The following is a 17,319-nucleotide window of genomic DNA, read 5'->3' as shown; positions in this document are numbered from 1 at the left end:
ATCCTCTCTGCCCCATTAAAATTTATATTAGCTATGTTTTATTGCAATTTCCGCCTGGTAGAATTCCTCACGATGAGCTTTGGTCTTACATTTACCGTTTTCACTTTATCTTCCGGACTGAAATTCCCTATTTCCTGGAAGTGCAGATCTCCTATTGTTCTGCCCATCTCCACACTGAACTGATCTATGGTGGTGATAGATGGGCTGGTAATTTCGGTGAAGGGTTCGTTCGAATATCCGCAGATACCCAGTTCCTCTGGAATACGGATTCCTTTATTATTGGCCACTTCCAGCACGCCTAAAGCGGCAAAATCAGAGGTAGAGGCAAAAATTGCATCAGGTGGATCTGACATGTCCAATAAGCTGGCCGTAGCGGCTGCTCCTAGTTCTTTTGTCCAGGCATTTGCATACATTAACTCGGAAAGGATCGGAAAACCATGATCCTCCAGTGCTGCAATATAACCTTCCTTACGTTCTCTAAAAATATGAAGTTCCTGAGGCCCCTCTAACAAAGCAATCCGACGATACCCCTGTTCGATCAGGTGTACCACGGCTTCATAAGCTGCCTGTTTGTTATCATTCAACACCTTCAAGGTTTCCAGCTCGGCCAATACCCGGTCAAACTGAATGAGCTGGATATTCCGGTCTAATACCTGTTGAAGGTGATCAGAACTACCTTTTTCTGCAGCAATAGAAATGACAATGCAGCTGACATTCTGGTTCACCAGCGCATTTACTCCTTCCACCTCCCGGGCATGGAGCTCGTTAGACTGACAGATCACCAGGTTGTATCCTTTTTTAAAAGTAATTTCCTCTAAGCCCGCAATAACATTGGAAAAGAAGTACTGATTGATTCGGGGCACAACCACACCAATTGTCGGGTTATTCCCCTTTCTGAGATTAGATGCCATCGCATTTTGCTGATAATTCATCTCTGCAGCTGTTTTCAGTACCAGGGCTTTGGTTTCTGCGTTGATCTTATTGCTATCACTCAATGCTCTTGACACTGAAGAGGCTGCTAAATTGAGTTTTTGGGCGATATCATATATCGTTGTTCTTTTCTGACGTTTCATACGTTCAGTAAAAATACAAAAATATTTTAGGCAATCGATTGCAATTCTAAAACATTCTCCTAAATTCGTTTTCTGATAACCAAATATTCATCCATTAAAAGACATAGCACCATATCATATGTTATTACTAGGAATAGACATCGGCACTTCTTCAGTCAAGCTTGCGATAGTAGACTCAGCCTCGCAAAAGACCATCATAACTGCACAGTATCCGGAAGAAGAGAGCGCAATTCAGGCCTTAAAGCCGGGATGGGCAGAGCAAAGCCCGGAAATGTGGTGGGAACACACCCAACATGCTTTTGCTATTTGCAAAAAGAAAGGCGTTTTTAATCCGCTGGACATTTCAGCAATCGGGATTGCCTACCAGATGCATGGTTTAGTGCTGGTAGATAAGGAACAGCAGCTCTTGAGGAATAGCATTATCTGGTGCGACAGCAGAGCCGTAGCATTGGGAAATGAAGCTTTTGATGAATTGGGCCATGAATATTGCTTGAGTCACCTGCTCAATTCCCCTGGCAACTTCACAGCTTCAAAACTGGCCTGGGTAAAGCAGAACGAACCAGAGGTTTATGCAAAGATCCATAAAATTATGCTTCCTGGTGATTTTATTGCCATGAAGCTGAGTTCCAGCATTACAACCAGTATCTCTGCCCTATCGGAAGGAATATTCTGGGATTTCAAAACCGATACGATATCCGCCAGCTTGATGGATCACTATGGCTTCGATCCGGAAATGATTCCGGAGATCAGACCTGTTTTTTCAGAACACGGGACGGTGAGCTTAAGTGCTGCCGAACTTCTCGGTCTGAAATCAGGCATTCCTGTCGCCTATAAATCAGGGGATCAACCCAATAATGCACTCTCTCTCAATGTCCTGGAGCCGGGAGAAATAGCCGCAACCGCAGGGACATCCGGAGTAATTTATGGACTGAGTGATCAACTGGCTTATGATCCGCAATCCAGGGTCAATACTTTTGCCCATGTCAATTATACACCGGAACAAAAACGGTTGGGCACCCTGCTCTGCATCAATGGCACAGGAAGTATGAACCGGTGGACTAAAAACCTGCTGACATCTGGCATTTCCTATGCAGAGATGAATGAAACAGCAAAAAAAGTAGCTATCGGTGCCGATGGACTTCGGGTTTTACCTTTTGGAAACGGCGCAGAACGCATGCTGAACAACAGGTTAATTGGAGGCCATTTTCACAACATTGATTTCAACCTGCATACCAACGCCCATATCTTTAGGGGCGTACAGGAAGGAATAGCCTTTGCTTTCCGTTATGGGCTGGACATCATGTGCAGCAATGGCCTTCGTCCGAATGTGATCCGCTGCGGAAAAGCCAACCTGTTTCTGAGTGAACTCTTTCTGGAAGCTTTCGTCAACAGCACCGGAGTACCTGTGGAGTTGTATGAAAATGATGGCAGCATAGGTGCGGCATTAGGTGCCGGTATCGGTGCGAAAATCTATGCCCGGCCGGCCGAAGCTTTTAGTCGGATGAAGCCCATTCAATTCACGGAGCCCAGCTTAACTTCCAACTATGAACAGATCTATCAGGACTGGCTCATCAACTTAGAGGCAAAGATCACACAACAATAAACAACAAACTAAATACAAGCATTTTATATAAACATAAAATCAAATTTAAAGCAAGATTAAAAAACAAATTAAAATAACCAAAACCAAGAACCAAAATGATCACAGTAACGACAGGAGAAAAGGAATTTTTCAAAGGAATAGAACAAATAAAATTTGAAGGTCTGGCTTCGGATAACCCACTGGCATTTCGCTGGTATGAGGAAAACAGAATCATTGCAGGAAAGACGATGAAGGAACATTTGCGTTTTGCCTGCGCCTACTGGCATTCTTTTGTGGCTACCGGTGGAGATCCCTTCGGCGAAGCAACCATCATTCATCCATGGAATGAAAAATCAGATGCCGTAGCCCGTGCAAAAGATAAAATGGATGCAGCCTTTGAATTCATCACCAAGATGAACCTTCCCTATTATTGTTTTCATGATGTGGACCTGGTGGATTATACGAACGACATTTCCGAGAATGAAAGACGGCTACAGGCAATTGTGGATTATGCACAGCAAAAACAAGCTGCAAGCGGAGTGAAATTACTTTGGGGAACCGCGAACTTGTTTTCTCACCGCCGTTACATGAATGGTGCAGCAACAAATCCGGATTTTCATGTTCTGGCACATGGAGCAGCACAGGTGAAATCTGCGTTAGATGCAACCATTGCACTGAATGGCGAAAATTATGTTTTCTGGGGAGGTCGAGAGGGCTATATGAGCCTCCTGAATACCAACATGAAACGCGAACAGGAACATCTTGCTAAATTCTTACATACCGCAAAAGACTATGCGCGCAAACAGGGTTTCAAAGGGACTTTCTTCATCGAACCTAAACCATGTGAGCCTTCTAAGCACCAATACGATTACGATTCTGCAACAGTGAGCAACTTCCTTCGTCAATACGGTTTATTGGAAGATTTCAAATTAAATATTGAAGTGAACCATGCTACGCTTGCGGGCCATACCTTCCAACATGAGTTGCAGGTGGCTGCTGATGCAGGCTTATTGGGTTCTATGGATGCCAACAGAGGCGATTATCAGAACGGATGGGACACAGATCAGTTTCCAAACAACATCAATGAACTGACTGAAGCCATGCTGATTGTATTGGAAACCAATGGCCTTCAAGGCGGCGGAATCAACTTTGATGCGAAAATCAGAAGAAATTCTACCCACCCTGCTGATCTGTTTCACGCACATATTGGCGGAATGGACACCTTTGCCAGGGCGTTGATCACTGCAGATCAAATCCTTCAGCAATCCGACTACAAAAAAATCAGAACCCAACGCTATGCCTCATTTGATCAGGGTGCAGGTCAGGATTTTGAGAATGGCCTGATGGACCTGGAAGCTTTACGCAATTATGCGGTTGAAAAAGGAGAACCACAAAGCATCAGCGGTCAGCAGGAACTCCTGGAAAACATCATTAACAGATTCATTTAAAATCTCCTAAATCCAATTACATGAACTCATTGAGTACATACGACTATGTCGTTTTCCTGGTTTATTTTCTGATTGTGGCGATCTATGGCTGGGCTGTTTACCGTAAAAAACAAGCGCACAAAGAGAATTCAAAAGACTTCTTTCTTGCGAAAGATTCTTTGACCTGGTGGGCTATTGGAGCCTCTCTGATCGCTTCAAACATCTCAGCTGAACAATTTATCGGTATGAGTGGCTCCGGTTTCACAATGGGCCTTGCCATTGCTACCTACGAATGGATGGCTGCTGCCACACTGATCATTGTGGCTATATTCTTCATTCCGGTATATCTGAAAAATAAGATTTACACCATGCCTCAATTCCTGGGACAGCGGTATAATAACACCGTAGCCATGATTATGGCTGTTTTCTGGTTATTGTTATATGTGGTGGTAAACCTCACCTCTATCCTGTACCTCGGCGCCTTGGCTATCAACAGCATTTCGGGTATCAATACTACAGCCTGCATGTACGTTTTAGCGGTATTCGCGATCATCATCACCCTTGGTGGAATGAAAGTGATTGGCTATACCGATGTTATTCAGGTTTTCTTTCTGATCCTGGGTGGATTGGCTACCACCTACCTTGCACTGGAGCTGGTAGCGACTCATTTCGGCAGTTCGGGTGTATTGAACGGATTGGCAATGGTCAAAGAGAAAGCCGCTGATCATTTCCATATGATCTTCCGTCAGGAAGATCCCCACTACATGGACCTTCCCGGTTTAACCGTACTGATTGGTGGGATGTGGATTGTAAACCTGAATTATTGGGGCTGCAACCAATACATCACGCAAAGAGCTTTAGGCGCAGATTTAAAGACAGCCAGATCGGGTTTACTTTTTGCTGCCGGACTGAAGTTGCTCATGCCCGTAATTGTGGTCCTCCCTGGGATTGCCGCCTATGTATTGTACAAAGAAGGTTACGGAGATTTTAATACCGCTATGATCAAAGACGGATCTTTAAACCCGGATTCGGCCTATCCGGTATTATTAAACCTACTTCCTTCAGGACTAAAAGGCCTTTCTTTTGCAGCATTAACCGCAGCGATTGTAGCTTCATTAGCCGGTAAAGCGAATAGCATTGCTACCATTTTCACACTGGACATCTACAATAAGGTCATCAACAAAGAAGCGAATGAACACAGGCAGGTTATAGTGGGCAGAATTACCGTGATTGTAGCCATGTTACTGGCCATCATCATTGCCCCTCAGCTTGGAATTGACAAAAAAGGAGGTTTTCAATTTATTCAGGAGTATACCGGATTTGTGTCTCCGGGCATCTTTGCGATGTTTATACTGGGCTTTTTCTGGAAAAGAACCACTTCCAACGCTGCACTTTTCGCAACCATTGGTGGATTTTTGCTTTCTGTAGGATTTAAAGCCTTACCTAATTTCTGTAATCTGGAATGGCTAAGCAATTTTGGATTCGCAAAACTGGCGGAACAAAAAGATGGCAGCATGCTTTATGAAATCCCTTTCCTGGACAGGATGGGCTTTGTATTTATCATCTGCGTGGTCAGCATGGTTATCATCAGTTTATTTGAAAACAGAAATGGAGTAAATCCTAAAGGATTGGAAGTAGATCGCAGCATGTTTAAAACCAATGCTGGTTTTGCTGCGGGAGCTTTGATCATCTCCGGGGTACTGATTGCTCTTTACAGCATTTTCTGGTAGTGCATTAAAAGATGTTAAAGGATTGATAAAGTTTAATAATGGCTTTATCAATCCTTCAATACTCATTACCTGATTGCATTTCAGCACTTATAAAGGATAGTCTGTTGGCTCAAAATCCATGATTTCGTTATACTTAGGTTTAACCAGTATATTGCCTTTTAAATCCATAAGACCGAGCTTGATCTTGCCTGATTCTTCGTAGTTGCCATCCAGATCCGTATAACGGATTAAACCAAATTGGTACGATATGAATTTTCTCTTTTTGTTTTTGCTGAAATCTATGGCTGGCCTTTTATTCAGACCAATAAAAGCAGTTGATTCCTCCTCTACATTAACGACAGTAAATAAGCCATTCCCCAAGCCCCTAAAGCCATTACCTCCAAGAGACAGTAACTTCTTGCCATTGGGATCGATAATTACATTTTCATAAGGGTTCTTAATTGAATTTGCCAACAGGTGCCTGCTATCCAAAATAATTAAACTTTTCCAGTTGAAGCCAAGTACCTGCTCTCCTTTGGCATTAATCAGAGCATGCTCTGATTCTCCATCATCTTTTTTGTCAAATCTTGCGACAACTGCCATACCATAATTAAAGCTTTCTGCTTTGGCAAGATTAGGTTTAACAACTTCCCTTCCCCTGGTATCGATATAGCCATAATGTGGAACAAACTCATCATAAAACTCATGTCTTTTATAAACCATAACCCTGGCCAGACCATCGCTAAAGTTTAAAATCTCCCTGTAAACAGGTGGAGTTATGACCTGCCCCGTTATATTGATCAATCCGTAAATAAAACTATCTTCAGGTTTCGATGCGGCCAATGAAAAACTGATCAGGCCATTTGAAAAATTGGTTTCGACGTCATATTTAGCATCGGTTACGGCCTTTCCTTTAAGGTCGATCATCCTTCCAATGCTTTTTTTACCATTGTTGCCGGAAGTATATTTTTCAAGTACCTTTGCATACCCTTTTTCAAAGGCATCAGCATGAGTATACTGAAGTTTGATAACTTCCTCTCCTTTCAAATTGATATAGCCATAACTTCCGTTTTTTGCTACTGCGGCAAGTCCTTGAGAAAAATATCCAACAGTATCATATACCGGTTGAACTACTGTTTTTCCTTTTGTATCAATAAAGCCCCATTTACCATTAATTTCTACCCCTGCCATTCCTTCATAAAAAAAAGTGGTGTTGGTGAACTGAACTGGAATTACCAATACCCCTGAAGCATTACAATAGCCCCATTTGCCATTTTCTTCTTTTTTCACAGTGATGTCTATGTATTTCTCCTTGCGATTGATAGAATCTGTGGGACTTGTTCTTCCAGGATCAATTGGCGCCATTAACACGGATACAGGTCCGGGAGTATATTTCCCAATATTTACCGGCACAAGGTTATTGCCCCAGGGGCCAGCGTCATCATAAATAGACGGAATTACCTCAGAACCGGAAGAATCGATAAACCCACATTTATCATTTACCCAGACCTGGGCCAAACGTCTTTTTTCCTTTTGCGCAAATGCCACAGTGCAAAAGGTAGTCAACAGTAGAATTGACAGGATTTTTTTATAGTTTAATCGCATTCCAGGTGTTTTTTTTCAATATAGTAGACAGAATTAAATATAACCAAAAAAAACCGAACTTATTAGGGTTCGGTTATAGATAGTCCCTCCTGCGAGGGCGCAAATTTCGATTCAAAAATTTACTTTAAATCATATCTGTCCAGGTTCATTACTTTAGTCCAGGCTGCCACAAAATCTTTTGTAAATTTGCCATGAGCACCTGCAATCCCATAAACTTCTGCAATAGCTCTCAATTCTGAATTGGAGCCAAAAACCAGGTCTGCACGGGTACCGGTCCATTTTACTTCATTCGTATTCCGGTCGCGACCTTCATAAACTTCTCTATCCGGAGACACTGCTTTCCATACGGTATTCATATCGAGCAGGTTTACAAAGAAATCGTTGGTTAGCTGACCAGGGCGTGAAGTGAAAACCCCATGTTTAGATCCATCAAAATTAGTATTCAAAGCACGCATACCTCCCAATAACACGGTTAATTCAGGTGCAGTAAGTGTAAGCAAATGAGCTTTATCTATCAGTAATTCTTCAGTTGAGACAGGGACTTTTGTTTTACGGTAGTTACGGAAACCATCGGCAGCAGGCTCCAGATAACCGAATGATTCCACATCAGTTTGTTCCTGTGAAGCATCCATACGACCAGGTGTAAAAGGAACCGTGATAGCCTGACCTGCATCTTTAGCTGCTTTTTCCACACCGGCGGAACCAGCGAGTACAATCAAATCCGCCAGCGAAACTTTTTTGCCATTTGCCTGTGCAACATTAAACTCTCTTTGAATGCTTTCCAGTATGTTCAACACTTTTTGCAATTGCGCATTATTATTCACCTGCCAGTATTTTTGCGGAGCAAGACGAATGCGTGCACCATTGGCACCACCACGTTTGTCAGAGCCCCGGAAGGTAGAAGCTGAAGCCCATGCAGTAGAAACCAGTTCAGATACACTTAAACCAGCATCCGATATTTTTGCTTTCAATGCCACAATGTCATTTTCATCGATCAGTACATGATTAACCGCCGGAATAGGATCCTGCCATAGCAACTCTTCCTGTGGCACTTCAGGTCCCAGGTAACGTTCACGTGGTCCCATATCCCGGTGGGTTAATTTAAACCAGGCGCGTGCAAAAGCATCTGCAAATGCATCAGGGTTTTCCAGAAAGCGACGTGATATTTTTTCGTAAGCAGGATCAAATCTTAAGGAAAGATCGGTAGTCAGCATGGTCGGAAGATGCTTTTTTGAGGCATCAAAGGCATCAGGGATAAAGGCTTCTGCATCTTTGGCTACCCATTGGTGTGCACCGGCAGGGCTTTTCGACAATTCCCACTCAAAACCAAAGAGATTTTCGAAGAAATTATTGCTCCATTGTGTTGGTGTTTTTGTCCATATCACTTCCAATCCGCTGGTAATTGCATCAGCACCTTTACCAGAACCATAACTGTTGCTCCAGCCTAAGCCCTGCAATTCCAGATCTACCGCTTCAGGCTCTTTGCCTACATGATCGGCAGAGGCAGCACCATGCGTTTTGCCGAAGCTGTGACCACCGGCTATTAAAGCAACCGTTTCTTCATCGTCCATCGCCATACGGCCAAATGTATCACGGATATCTTTAGCAGCAGCAATGGGATCAGGATTTCCGTCCGGACCTTCCGGGTTTACGTAAATCAGGCCCATTTGTACAGCAGCAAGCGGTTTTTCCAGATTTCGGGAATGAACATCACCGTCGGCCTTGTCGTCTGTAACCAATACCCCATCACCTTCTACCCCGGGCGATCCATGTGCATAACGCAAATCGCCACCCAGCCAGGTGGTTTCAGAACCCCAATACACAGATTCGTCTGCTTCCCATACATCTTCACGTCCGCCGGCAAAGCCAAAAGTTTTAAAACCCATTGACTCCAACGCCACGTTACCTGCAAGGATCATCAGATCCGCCCAGGAAATACTGTGACCATATTTTTGCTTAATCGGCCAAAGTAATCTGCGCGCTTTATCCAGGCTTACGTTATCTGGCCAACTGTTCAGCGGCGCAAAACGCTGTAAACCAGCACCAGCACCTCCACGGCCATCCCCTACACGATAGGTTCCGGCACTATGCCATGCCATGCGTATAAACAAGCCACCATAATGGCCAAAATCTGCCGGCCACCAATCCTGTGAATCGGTCATGAGTGCATGAAGGTCATTTTTTACCGCTGCAAGATCGAGGCTTTTAAAAGCTTCTGCATAATCAAAATCTTCGCCCATCGGGCTCGACAAAGAGGAGTGCTGACGCAAAATACTCAGCTTTAACTGATTGGGCCACCAATCGTTGTTCCGGGTACCGCCACCACCAACGTTGTGTTTCATGCTTCCGTTATGAAAGGGGCATTTACTGATGTCATTTGATTCTCTTTCCATATCTTATATTTATAAACTGAATATTATTTATGCCTCGATAATTGCAAAGCATTATAAATTTAAGATATTGAATTCAATAATCATGATCGATTAAATCTATATCAAATAGTTAAAAACTATTAGCTTTTATTTTTCCAGCGATATCAACCTGGCATAAATCTCCATCATTGCAGCCTGATCAATTAAAGATTTCTGTTTGTTCTTTCCAATCAGATTCGATTCATCCCGCTCTTCAGTCCAGATTCTTTGTGCCTCATTTCGGAAGATATCAATCCAATCCTTATTCCTATCGATTTTGTACAATTCGATACAGCCTCTAAACAAAACCGCATTAAACCAATAATGTCCGGGTAAGCGATTGTCCTTAAAAAAGTAGCTTTTCGATGCTTTGGCAATCTGTTGTGCTTCCTGTAAATACTTTTTATGATTGGTGATCGTATACAATAAAGCATTGGCCTGAAGCATCGCACCAGCATTGTAAGTATAAAACTTACGGTCGATCTCACCACCAGGTATTTTCACATTGTCATAGAACAGGCCTTCCGGAGAACGAAGTTTTTTATTGGTCCAGTCATACACCGCTATAGCAGTTTCCAGATACTTCTTTTCTTCTGTAACTTTATACAACTGCAAAGCAACCAATACCGCCGGCGCATTGGAACAGGTATTCTTGGTACTAAAGTCTCCCTCCTTCCAATACAAACCTCCACCTACCTTATCATCCATTCCGGTAATCATATATTCATATACCATAATGGCTTTCTTAAGATAGTGTTTCTCCTTAGTCCGGTTATAGGCATCCAGATAAGCAATAGCGACCCATTGGTTATCGTCATAAAAACGGGAACTTAACCGTTCAGCCGTCACATAATCCTGGTAGGCCACCGGCACTTTTTCACTATAATACTGATCAATGGCTTTCACTACAGGTTTCAGGTGTTCCTGTTTAGGATATAAAACATCCATTTCATTGGCTGCCTGTACCAATGCACAGAGCGGCCATAACCAGGAATGGGGATTTTCCTTCTGTATAGAATCTGTCGTTTCAAAATACAGACCTGTTTTAGGGTCCTTCAGCAAAAGGTTGATGTTTTTATTGATATCCGAAACGTGCTGCTCAAAAACAGACCTTTGTGCGAAAGCAGCTGGTGTCACAGCCCCAGCCATGAACACTAAAAAAGTAAATATAATTTTTCTTCCTAGCATTTTAAATCTCCTTGAGCAACTCTCCGTCTTTCCTGATTTTACCTGTATTTACATTTTGCTCCAATACCGTCAGTAATTCCTTCTTCATTTCTTCCGTAACCCTGCTAAAGCCAAATAATTTTGCAATCAAAGGAACGGCTACCTCAGGCTGAATCGCAATAGATTCTCCCACCACCTTAACAATCGCCTCGCTCATTTCTTCCGGGGCAATGTAAGCCAGCTTTTTGGAAGTAGCACTTAAACCTACCCTGCTGCGAATAATCGCAGCCTCCATTTCAGGATGCCAAAGAAAATCTTCTTTCCTGGTTATCAAACCGGAACTTACCGCATAATTCGCTGCTGCTTCCAATGTATAGCGTATTCTGGAACCAATTTTCGAAATCCCTGCAGCCTCAGCAATTCTCCTCGCCATTTCATCGAAATGCACGGGACTTTCTTTTTCCACCACTTCAGCAATCCAATTGCCCAATTTACCAAAAGGCACAAGGTGTAACTCTTCCGCATTCTGATCAAGGGAAAGTCTGGCTTGTTCATATACCGGAACACTCAGATCAACCTCTTCCCTTTCCTCTCTTACCAGTGTAATCATCTCCGAACGCACCTCTTCCTCCATCTGATCATCGAGCGATGTCTGTGCCTTTACCTTTTCCAGAAAATCCAGCAGGCGTTTAAACTCCCGTTCAGGATTGCGATACCATTCGGTACTCCAGATCTGATACATCTTCCAGCCGATCCCCTGCAGAACCTGTTTACGCAAGCGGTCACGGTCGCGGGCCGACTTAGACTGCCCGTAGGATTCCCCATCACAATCAATCCCCAACAAATACCTTCCGGGATGTTCAGGATCCACTACACCCAGGTCAAGATAAAAACCTTCAGATCCTACTTTATTCCTAACCGTATAACCTGCAGCGGTTAAACGGTCGGCCACCATTTGCTCAAACGGACGTTCAGTAAGCAAAGGTACGTCCTGGTCTACCGCAAATTTACCATGCTGTGCAAAATACAGGAAGCTCTTTAAAGCCCTGATGCCGAACTTGGTTGTTGCAGTCGTATTGATATCATCCGAAGTAATGTTAGCGAAAACCTCACAACGGTATTTTGCCCTGGTGATCAATACATTCAACCGCCGTTCTCCACCTTCATTATTTAGCGGGCCAAAGCTCATCGGCACCTTTCCGTCCTCAATTTTGCCGTAGCCAATACTGATGAAAATCACATCCCGCTCATCACCCTGTACATTCTCCAGGTTTTTCACAAAGAAAGGCTCCTCAGCATGACTCCTGAAAAAGCTCTCCACTTCCGGGTTCTTTCTCCTTTTAATCTCCAGGGCATTTTGTATCGCCTGCATTTGCGAAGTACTGAAAGCAACCACCCCAAGACTTTGCTTTGGATTGTGCAGAGCATGCTGAATCACTGCGTCTGCCACGGTTTCGGCTTCTATAGGATTACTTCTGGTATTCCCACGGTCGTATACCGCATCCGGCAGGTAATGAAAGGCGAGTCCCATCTGGTATTTTGAACCCGGACTAGGAAAAATGACCAGTTTGTTTTCGTAAAATTCCTGGTTAGACAGGCTGATTAATGATTCATGGCGACTTCTGTAATGCCAGCGTAACATGCGTTGTGGCGCCCCCTGACTATCAGCCATTCCAAGAATGCTTTGCATATCAGCAGTCACATTATCCTCATCTTCAATGTCGGTATTCAGCTTATCAAAGAAGCTCGTCGGCGGCAATTGTTTGGTATCACCAACTACAACCAGTTGTTTTCCGCGCAACACTGCACCCAGGGCCTCAACAGGACGAACCTGACTGGCCTCATCAAAAATCACCAGATCAAACTCAATATCTCCCGGAGGAAGAAAACTGGCAATTGACATCGGGCTCATCATAAAAACCGGTTTAATTGCCTGAATGGCTAATCCTGCTTCCTGCATCAGCTTACGGATCGGCATATGTCTGGCCTTTCGGTTAAACTCTGTACGTAATACACTCATTTGTCCACCGCCTTCTGGCTTCGGCAAAGATTCATAATGCTTCAGCGCAACGCGCGCCCTGTTATAAACAAGATTGAGCAGGTCAAGCTTTTTAAATTTCTCTATCGTTTCTTCATGACTCGTACGCTCAAAACTACGTAAAGGCGGACGCTCGGTCATGACCTCGGTAATCAAGTATTCATACCAGGTTTTTTGCAGTGAAATCTTTAAGTAAGAGGCGGCCCCCTCCCATTCTGCAGCAAGGATAGTCAGCTGGGCAAAGCCATCCTGTTGAGCCATCTCTACCAGATTGTTCCACTGTACAGCATGCTGGACTTCTATAAAACGATCAGACCAGCGCTGCAGCAAATCCAGCTGGGATGCGAAATTCAGTCCTGCCAGACGTCTGTCTTCGGCCACCATACTGCTGTCGAAAAGCAATTTTCCAAGTAAAGCATCCACACTTTCTATTTGCCTGGACGATGCCTCATTTAATTTACCGGCCAATTCAGAGGCACGTGCAGGCTTCTCATTTTTGCTCAGCACCTCCAATAAACTTGCAGGATACACTGCATTGGCGATATCCTGATGTACTTTGGAAATGAATTGAAGTATCTGATACAATTCCTGCCAGCGGGTTTTGAATTTTTGCCAGCGGGTTCCGAATACCTTTATAGCCAAAGCCTCATGTTCGGCCAAAGTTGCAGCCAATCTGCCGGCCTCCAATATATCGTCCGTATACCTGATTTTAGATGCCAAATCATCGGGCAATGGTACCCGGGCAAAGGAAGCCAGTTCTTTTATACTTCTCTTATAATCGCCAATAAGGAACTTATACCATTTTTGCCCATGCGTGATGAGGTTTTGACGGATATGCAAAACGTTTTGATTCCAGGCTTCCGGTAAAAGAATCTGATCGTAAGAATGCTTTAATATGCTCAAACGATCTCCGGTCTCCAACAGTTCCCGCAGGTCCTCATAATTGGCAGTCCAGGCAATATCTGTTACAGCGATTTCTCTTAAATCGGGACTTTCGGCCACAATTTTCGCAGCAGCCATCAATCCTGCAATTTCGATAGCGTTTCCCGGTTCGGGCATAAGCAACCACGCAGCCACTTCCTTTGCCGCATTTTCTAAGTCTTTGGTATCTTTCAGCGCCGTGTTTATCAAAGTCTGATACCCCTCCTGCTCATGTGTCAGTAAGAGTTTAAGCTTAGTACCATAAAACAATAAATTGGCCGGCACACCGATTTCTTTTAATCGGGCTTCGATCTCCTCCGCCCTCTTCTCTGCGCTGCTCATCCGGATCATGTCCCAATCCCCGATATCGGCAATCGGCACATTAACCAGTTTTATGTTCTTATATTGATCGGCAATCTGTTGCAGATAACCGATTACTTTTTGTCCGGATAATCCACTCTTACCAATCTCCTTATTGATTGAATTGCAATAACCATTCAGCCTGCCGCGATAACCATCCAATTCAACCAACTCATTCTCCAAATGTGTCAAAGTAGGTTTCCCCAGATCCAGCACGCGTTTCAATTCCGTATGCAACTCTCTCTTATTCGCCTTATGACTGTGAAGTTCCAAACAGGCTTCTCCCAGATGAATGGAATCCAGCCGTCGTTTTACGACTTCCAGAGCCGCCATTTTCTCTGCCACAAACAATACTTTTTTACCATGACCAACGGCATTGGCAATCAGGTTAGTAATGGTTTGAGATTTCCCTGTGCCCGGAGGACCCTGAATAACCAGGTTTCTTCCCTCATGAACAGCCAGCATGGCCAACACCTGTGAGCTGTCTGCATCTACCACATGAAAAAGCTCATGGGCTTTTGTCTCCTTATCCAGGTTATGTTCGGAATTAGCCGTTGGCTCGGCATCCGTAAAGCCTGCCCCAAATAATGAAGTAAGAATGGAATGGTCATAAGGTTTACCATCTTCGGGCCATTTACTGCTATCCAGATCATGATAGATCATGAACTTACCAAAAGAGAAAAAACCAAGTTCAATTGCATCCTGGTCTACACTCCAGGCAGCATGGTGTTTCACCCGTTTGGCAATATCATCCATGTAAGCCTTAATATCAAAATCTTCCATGTCCTCTAAATCCGGAACGGTGATGTTGAAATCCACCATCATCTTGGCTTGCAGGGACAGATTAGCCCCGATGTCTCCGCCGGTATACCTCAATCTGAAACGCTCGCTTGCGCTCGATCTTTCAAGGGATACCGGTAGCAAAACCAATGGTGCCTGACGTGGCTCAGTCGTATTGCCCTGCTCATACCAGTTCAGCATGCCCAGCGACAGGTATAAAATATTAACACCTTGCTCCTCTATACTGGTACGGGCAAAGTAATAGGTATTGAGAATCTTAGTTTGAAGTTTCTGCTCAGGTTCGCTGGTTTGCAGTCGGGTATCATTGTAAGCATCTTCCAGTTCCTCTTCGCTGAGTTCTGGCATCTCACTGGTATCATCACCATCTGTTCCCGGTCTGCTTAGAAAGGTCATTGCTTTGTTCTGCCGAACAATAATATCAAAAATTGAGGATGACTTTTCCTGCACCACATGGATGCCCCTCGCTTTAGGTATCTTGTAATTAATTAAGGTATTGCGCATACCCAAATCCAACAGTTCTTTTCTCGATGCTTCTAATTTGGGAAGGATGGATTCCTGCATATTTCGGTTCTTATGAGTAGAAAATTCTAATATCTCCAAATATATTGGATATATCGCCACTCCAGTATTTATTCATTTTCATTCTTCCTGAAGTAGGCTTCTGTAAAAACGTCATCCTGCACCTGTTCTGTATATCTTCTTACCCATGTTTTGTAATAGAAATCCGCGTTCAGGATGTTGTTTTTAAGCGTGAATCTGGCAAAAGGCCTGCCAATTTCGGGCACCTCTTTCTCTTTTGATAATCCAAAAGACTGGCTGGTTCCGTTGTCAAATTTGCAATCCATATCTCTTGCCCAGATCATTTCGAATTCTGTATCACTGATTTTACGAACGGGATAAAAATATACGCATTGCCCATGGTACTCAAAAGCCAGCGAGTTTTCACCAATATTCAGCGTCACCATGGCGTTTTGCCATCTGCCGGAAGTTGTTTCGGTTGCCGTTTTCTGTTGTTCTTTATTTAAAAAATCAATTTTTACAATTTTCCATAAGCCATTTTCTTTCTCCAATTGTATTCGGGATAATGGTTCATCTTTTTCACCATAGTTTAGATAAACCTCAAGTCTGGCTTTACTTTCAGAAATGAGCTTTAGGTTTTTAATAGAGAAACGATTTGGCTCTTCCTGACTATTGATCCAATACATGTAATATAGCTCGGGACAATACTCATCATATTCATAGGCATCAGCACTTTCGTATGCTGAATAATATCTAGTAGCAATAAATGAAAAACAAGCCTGCAGTCTGTTTTTTTCATGGGTAATGAATTTTTCAGAAATGGTATTGAGCTTTCTCAGGTTTCTGAAATAAGATGCCGTGTCGAGCAGACATTTCTCATTTTTGCCCTTTATAATATCTATATATTGAAAATGATGCTTAAAATACCAATCGTAGAACGAGCGCCCACTTTTTTCTATTTCTGAAGAGTCATTTCTTTCAACTGTTTCAATTTTTTTAACTTTTGGCTGTAGCTTACTTGCTACCTTATTTCCATTACTTTCTCTGCAGGCAGAAACGACCATAAGAACAACGGGTATGAATAATAGCTTCTTCATTTTACAAACTCTGAGGAATGTTGTAGTATAAAAATACAGCCAGGATCAACACCGGGTAGACCCAGGCAAAATGCTTTCGAAAGCCTCCTGCTACAGCCCATGGAAACAGCAGGCTGATTGCACAAAATAACCAGAGCAGAGGCAGAAACAAAGGGATGGGCACTAAAATTAATAAAATAGCACCGGCAAATTTATCTATGCCGTAGTTATCGTTGTATTCTCTTTTCCAAAGTGGCACAAGCTTTTGTACGGTGATGGCCTTCCGCCATTGTTCCTGATTTGTAAATTTCTGTATTCGCTCGGTTTTCTCATTGATGATAAAAAACTCAGATTTACTCTCGGCGATGGTATGGCCTTTATAAAAATAAAAATGCTGAAAGCAAACTGAGCTGGTGTGTATCTGCATACAAATCCAGCCACCTGCAGTACCATCATGTTCTATATCGTGTCCGTAGGGTGTTTCTTCCTGCCAGGCGGACATCCCGCCGGCAAAGACCGAGGTAACCATGTTCAGTAATAACAAGAAGACAAAAATTAAATGATACTTTTTATTCATATTTTAGTTGAAGATATAAAAAAGATGACCTGGGTCATTGATATTTTGATGTT

Annotated in this window: 10 protein-coding genes; 3 read left to right on the top strand and 7 right to left on the bottom strand. The window is 43.3% G+C overall.

Features of this window, described 5'->3' with window-relative positions; genetic code table 11:
* Window positions 1–38: 38 nt before the first annotated feature.
* On the bottom strand, window positions 39–1,073 hold the full coding sequence (locus BFS30_RS20965) for a LacI family DNA-binding transcriptional regulator (protein ID WP_069381078.1): 1,035 nt from the start codon (window positions 1,071–1,073) through the stop codon (window positions 39–41).
* 118 nt (window positions 1,074–1,191) lie between these two features.
* Between BFS30_RS20965 and BFS30_RS20960 the strand changes: the two genes are divergently transcribed.
* The 3 genes from BFS30_RS20960 (at window position 1,192) to BFS30_RS20950 (ending at window position 5,812) form a co-directional block, all read left to right on the top strand.
* A complete protein-coding gene (locus BFS30_RS20960; protein WP_069381077.1) occupies window positions 1,192–2,676 on the top strand; it encodes a xylulokinase in 1,485 nt (494 codons plus the stop codon).
* Between the two features lie 95 nt (window positions 2,677–2,771).
* Entirely contained in the window at window positions 2,772–4,103 is a 1,332-nt protein-coding gene (gene xylA / locus BFS30_RS20955) for a xylose isomerase (RefSeq protein ID WP_069381076.1), read from the top strand.
* Window positions 4,104–4,123: 20 nt separating this feature from the next.
* Window positions 4,124–5,812 carry a sodium/sugar symporter gene (locus BFS30_RS20950; protein WP_069381075.1) on the top strand — a complete coding sequence of 563 codons (1,689 nt, stop codon included), beginning with the start codon at window positions 4,124–4,126 and terminating at the stop codon, window positions 5,810–5,812.
* An 87-nt stretch (window positions 5,813–5,899) separates the two neighbouring features.
* On the opposite strand, the gene BFS30_RS20945 is transcribed toward BFS30_RS20950, so the two are convergent.
* From BFS30_RS20945 to BFS30_RS20920, 6 genes are all read right to left on the bottom strand, one after another.
* On the bottom strand, window positions 5,900–7,396 hold the full coding sequence (locus tag BFS30_RS20945) for a WG repeat-containing protein (RefSeq protein WP_083252156.1): 1,497 nt from the start codon (window positions 7,394–7,396) through the stop codon (window positions 5,900–5,902).
* Window positions 7,397–7,515: 119 nt separating this feature from the next.
* Window positions 7,516–9,789 carry a catalase/peroxidase HPI gene (katG, locus tag BFS30_RS20940; protein ID WP_069381073.1) on the bottom strand — a complete coding sequence of 758 codons (2,274 nt, stop codon included), beginning with the start codon at window positions 9,787–9,789 and terminating at the stop codon, window positions 7,516–7,518.
* 126 nt (window positions 9,790–9,915) lie between these two features.
* Window positions 9,916–10,995, bottom strand: a complete 1,080-nt coding sequence (locus BFS30_RS20935; protein ID WP_237028627.1) for a glycoside hydrolase family 76 protein — start codon at window positions 10,993–10,995, stop codon at window positions 9,916–9,918.
* Between the two features lies 1 nt (window position 10,996).
* The gene (locus BFS30_RS20930) at window positions 10,997–15,655 is read right to left on the bottom strand and encodes a DUF3320 domain-containing protein (RefSeq protein ID WP_069381072.1); all 4,659 of its coding nucleotides are present in this window, start codon (window positions 15,653–15,655) and stop codon (window positions 10,997–10,999) included.
* A 68-nt stretch (window positions 15,656–15,723) separates the two neighbouring features.
* Window positions 15,724–16,710 carry a hypothetical protein gene (locus tag BFS30_RS20925; RefSeq protein ID WP_069381071.1) on the bottom strand — a complete coding sequence of 329 codons (987 nt, stop codon included), beginning with the start codon at window positions 16,708–16,710 and terminating at the stop codon, window positions 15,724–15,726.
* 1 nt (window position 16,711) lies between these two features.
* Entirely contained in the window at window positions 16,712–17,266 is a 555-nt protein-coding gene (locus BFS30_RS20920; RefSeq protein WP_069381070.1) for a hypothetical protein, read from the bottom strand.
* Window positions 17,267–17,319: the final 53 nt, after the last annotated feature.

Origin of the sequence: Pedobacter steynii (genome assembly GCF_001721645.1) — a bacterium.
Lineage (GTDB): Bacteria > Bacteroidota > Bacteroidia > Sphingobacteriales > Sphingobacteriaceae > Pedobacter > Pedobacter steynii_A.
Note: the sequence above shows the minus strand (reverse complement) of the source record. Positions and strands in the feature narration are given on the sequence as shown.

What these genes read in the sequence shown, in the direction of transcription:
- BFS30_RS20965 (WP_069381078.1), bottom strand. Translation starts at nt 1,073, where the DNA reads ATGAAACGTCAGAAAAGAACAACGATATATGATATCGCCCAAAAACTC.
- BFS30_RS20960 (WP_069381077.1), top strand. Translation starts at nt 1,192, where the DNA reads ATGTTATTACTAGGAATAGACATCGGCACTTCTTCAGTCAAGCTTGCG.
- xylA (WP_069381076.1), top strand. Translation starts at nt 2,772, where the DNA reads ATGATCACAGTAACGACAGGAGAAAAGGAATTTTTCAAAGGAATAGAA.
- BFS30_RS20950 (WP_069381075.1), top strand. Translation starts at nt 4,124, where the DNA reads ATGAACTCATTGAGTACATACGACTATGTCGTTTTCCTGGTTTATTTT.
- BFS30_RS20945 (WP_083252156.1), bottom strand. Translation starts at nt 7,396, where the DNA reads ATGCGATTAAACTATAAAAAAATCCTGTCAATTCTACTGTTGACTACC.
- katG (WP_069381073.1), bottom strand. Translation starts at nt 9,789, where the DNA reads ATGGAAAGAGAATCAAATGACATCAGTAAATGCCCCTTTCATAACGGA.
- BFS30_RS20935 (WP_237028627.1), bottom strand. Translation starts at nt 10,995, where the DNA reads ATGCTAGGAAGAAAAATTATATTTACTTTTTTAGTGTTCATGGCTGGG.
- BFS30_RS20930 (WP_069381072.1), bottom strand. Translation starts at nt 15,655, where the DNA reads ATGCAGGAATCCATCCTTCCCAAATTAGAAGCATCGAGAAAAGAACTG.
- BFS30_RS20925 (WP_069381071.1), bottom strand. Translation starts at nt 16,710, where the DNA reads ATGAAGAAGCTATTATTCATACCCGTTGTTCTTATGGTCGTTTCTGCC.
- BFS30_RS20920 (WP_069381070.1), bottom strand. Translation starts at nt 17,266, where the DNA reads ATGAATAAAAAGTATCATTTAATTTTTGTCTTCTTGTTATTACTGAAC.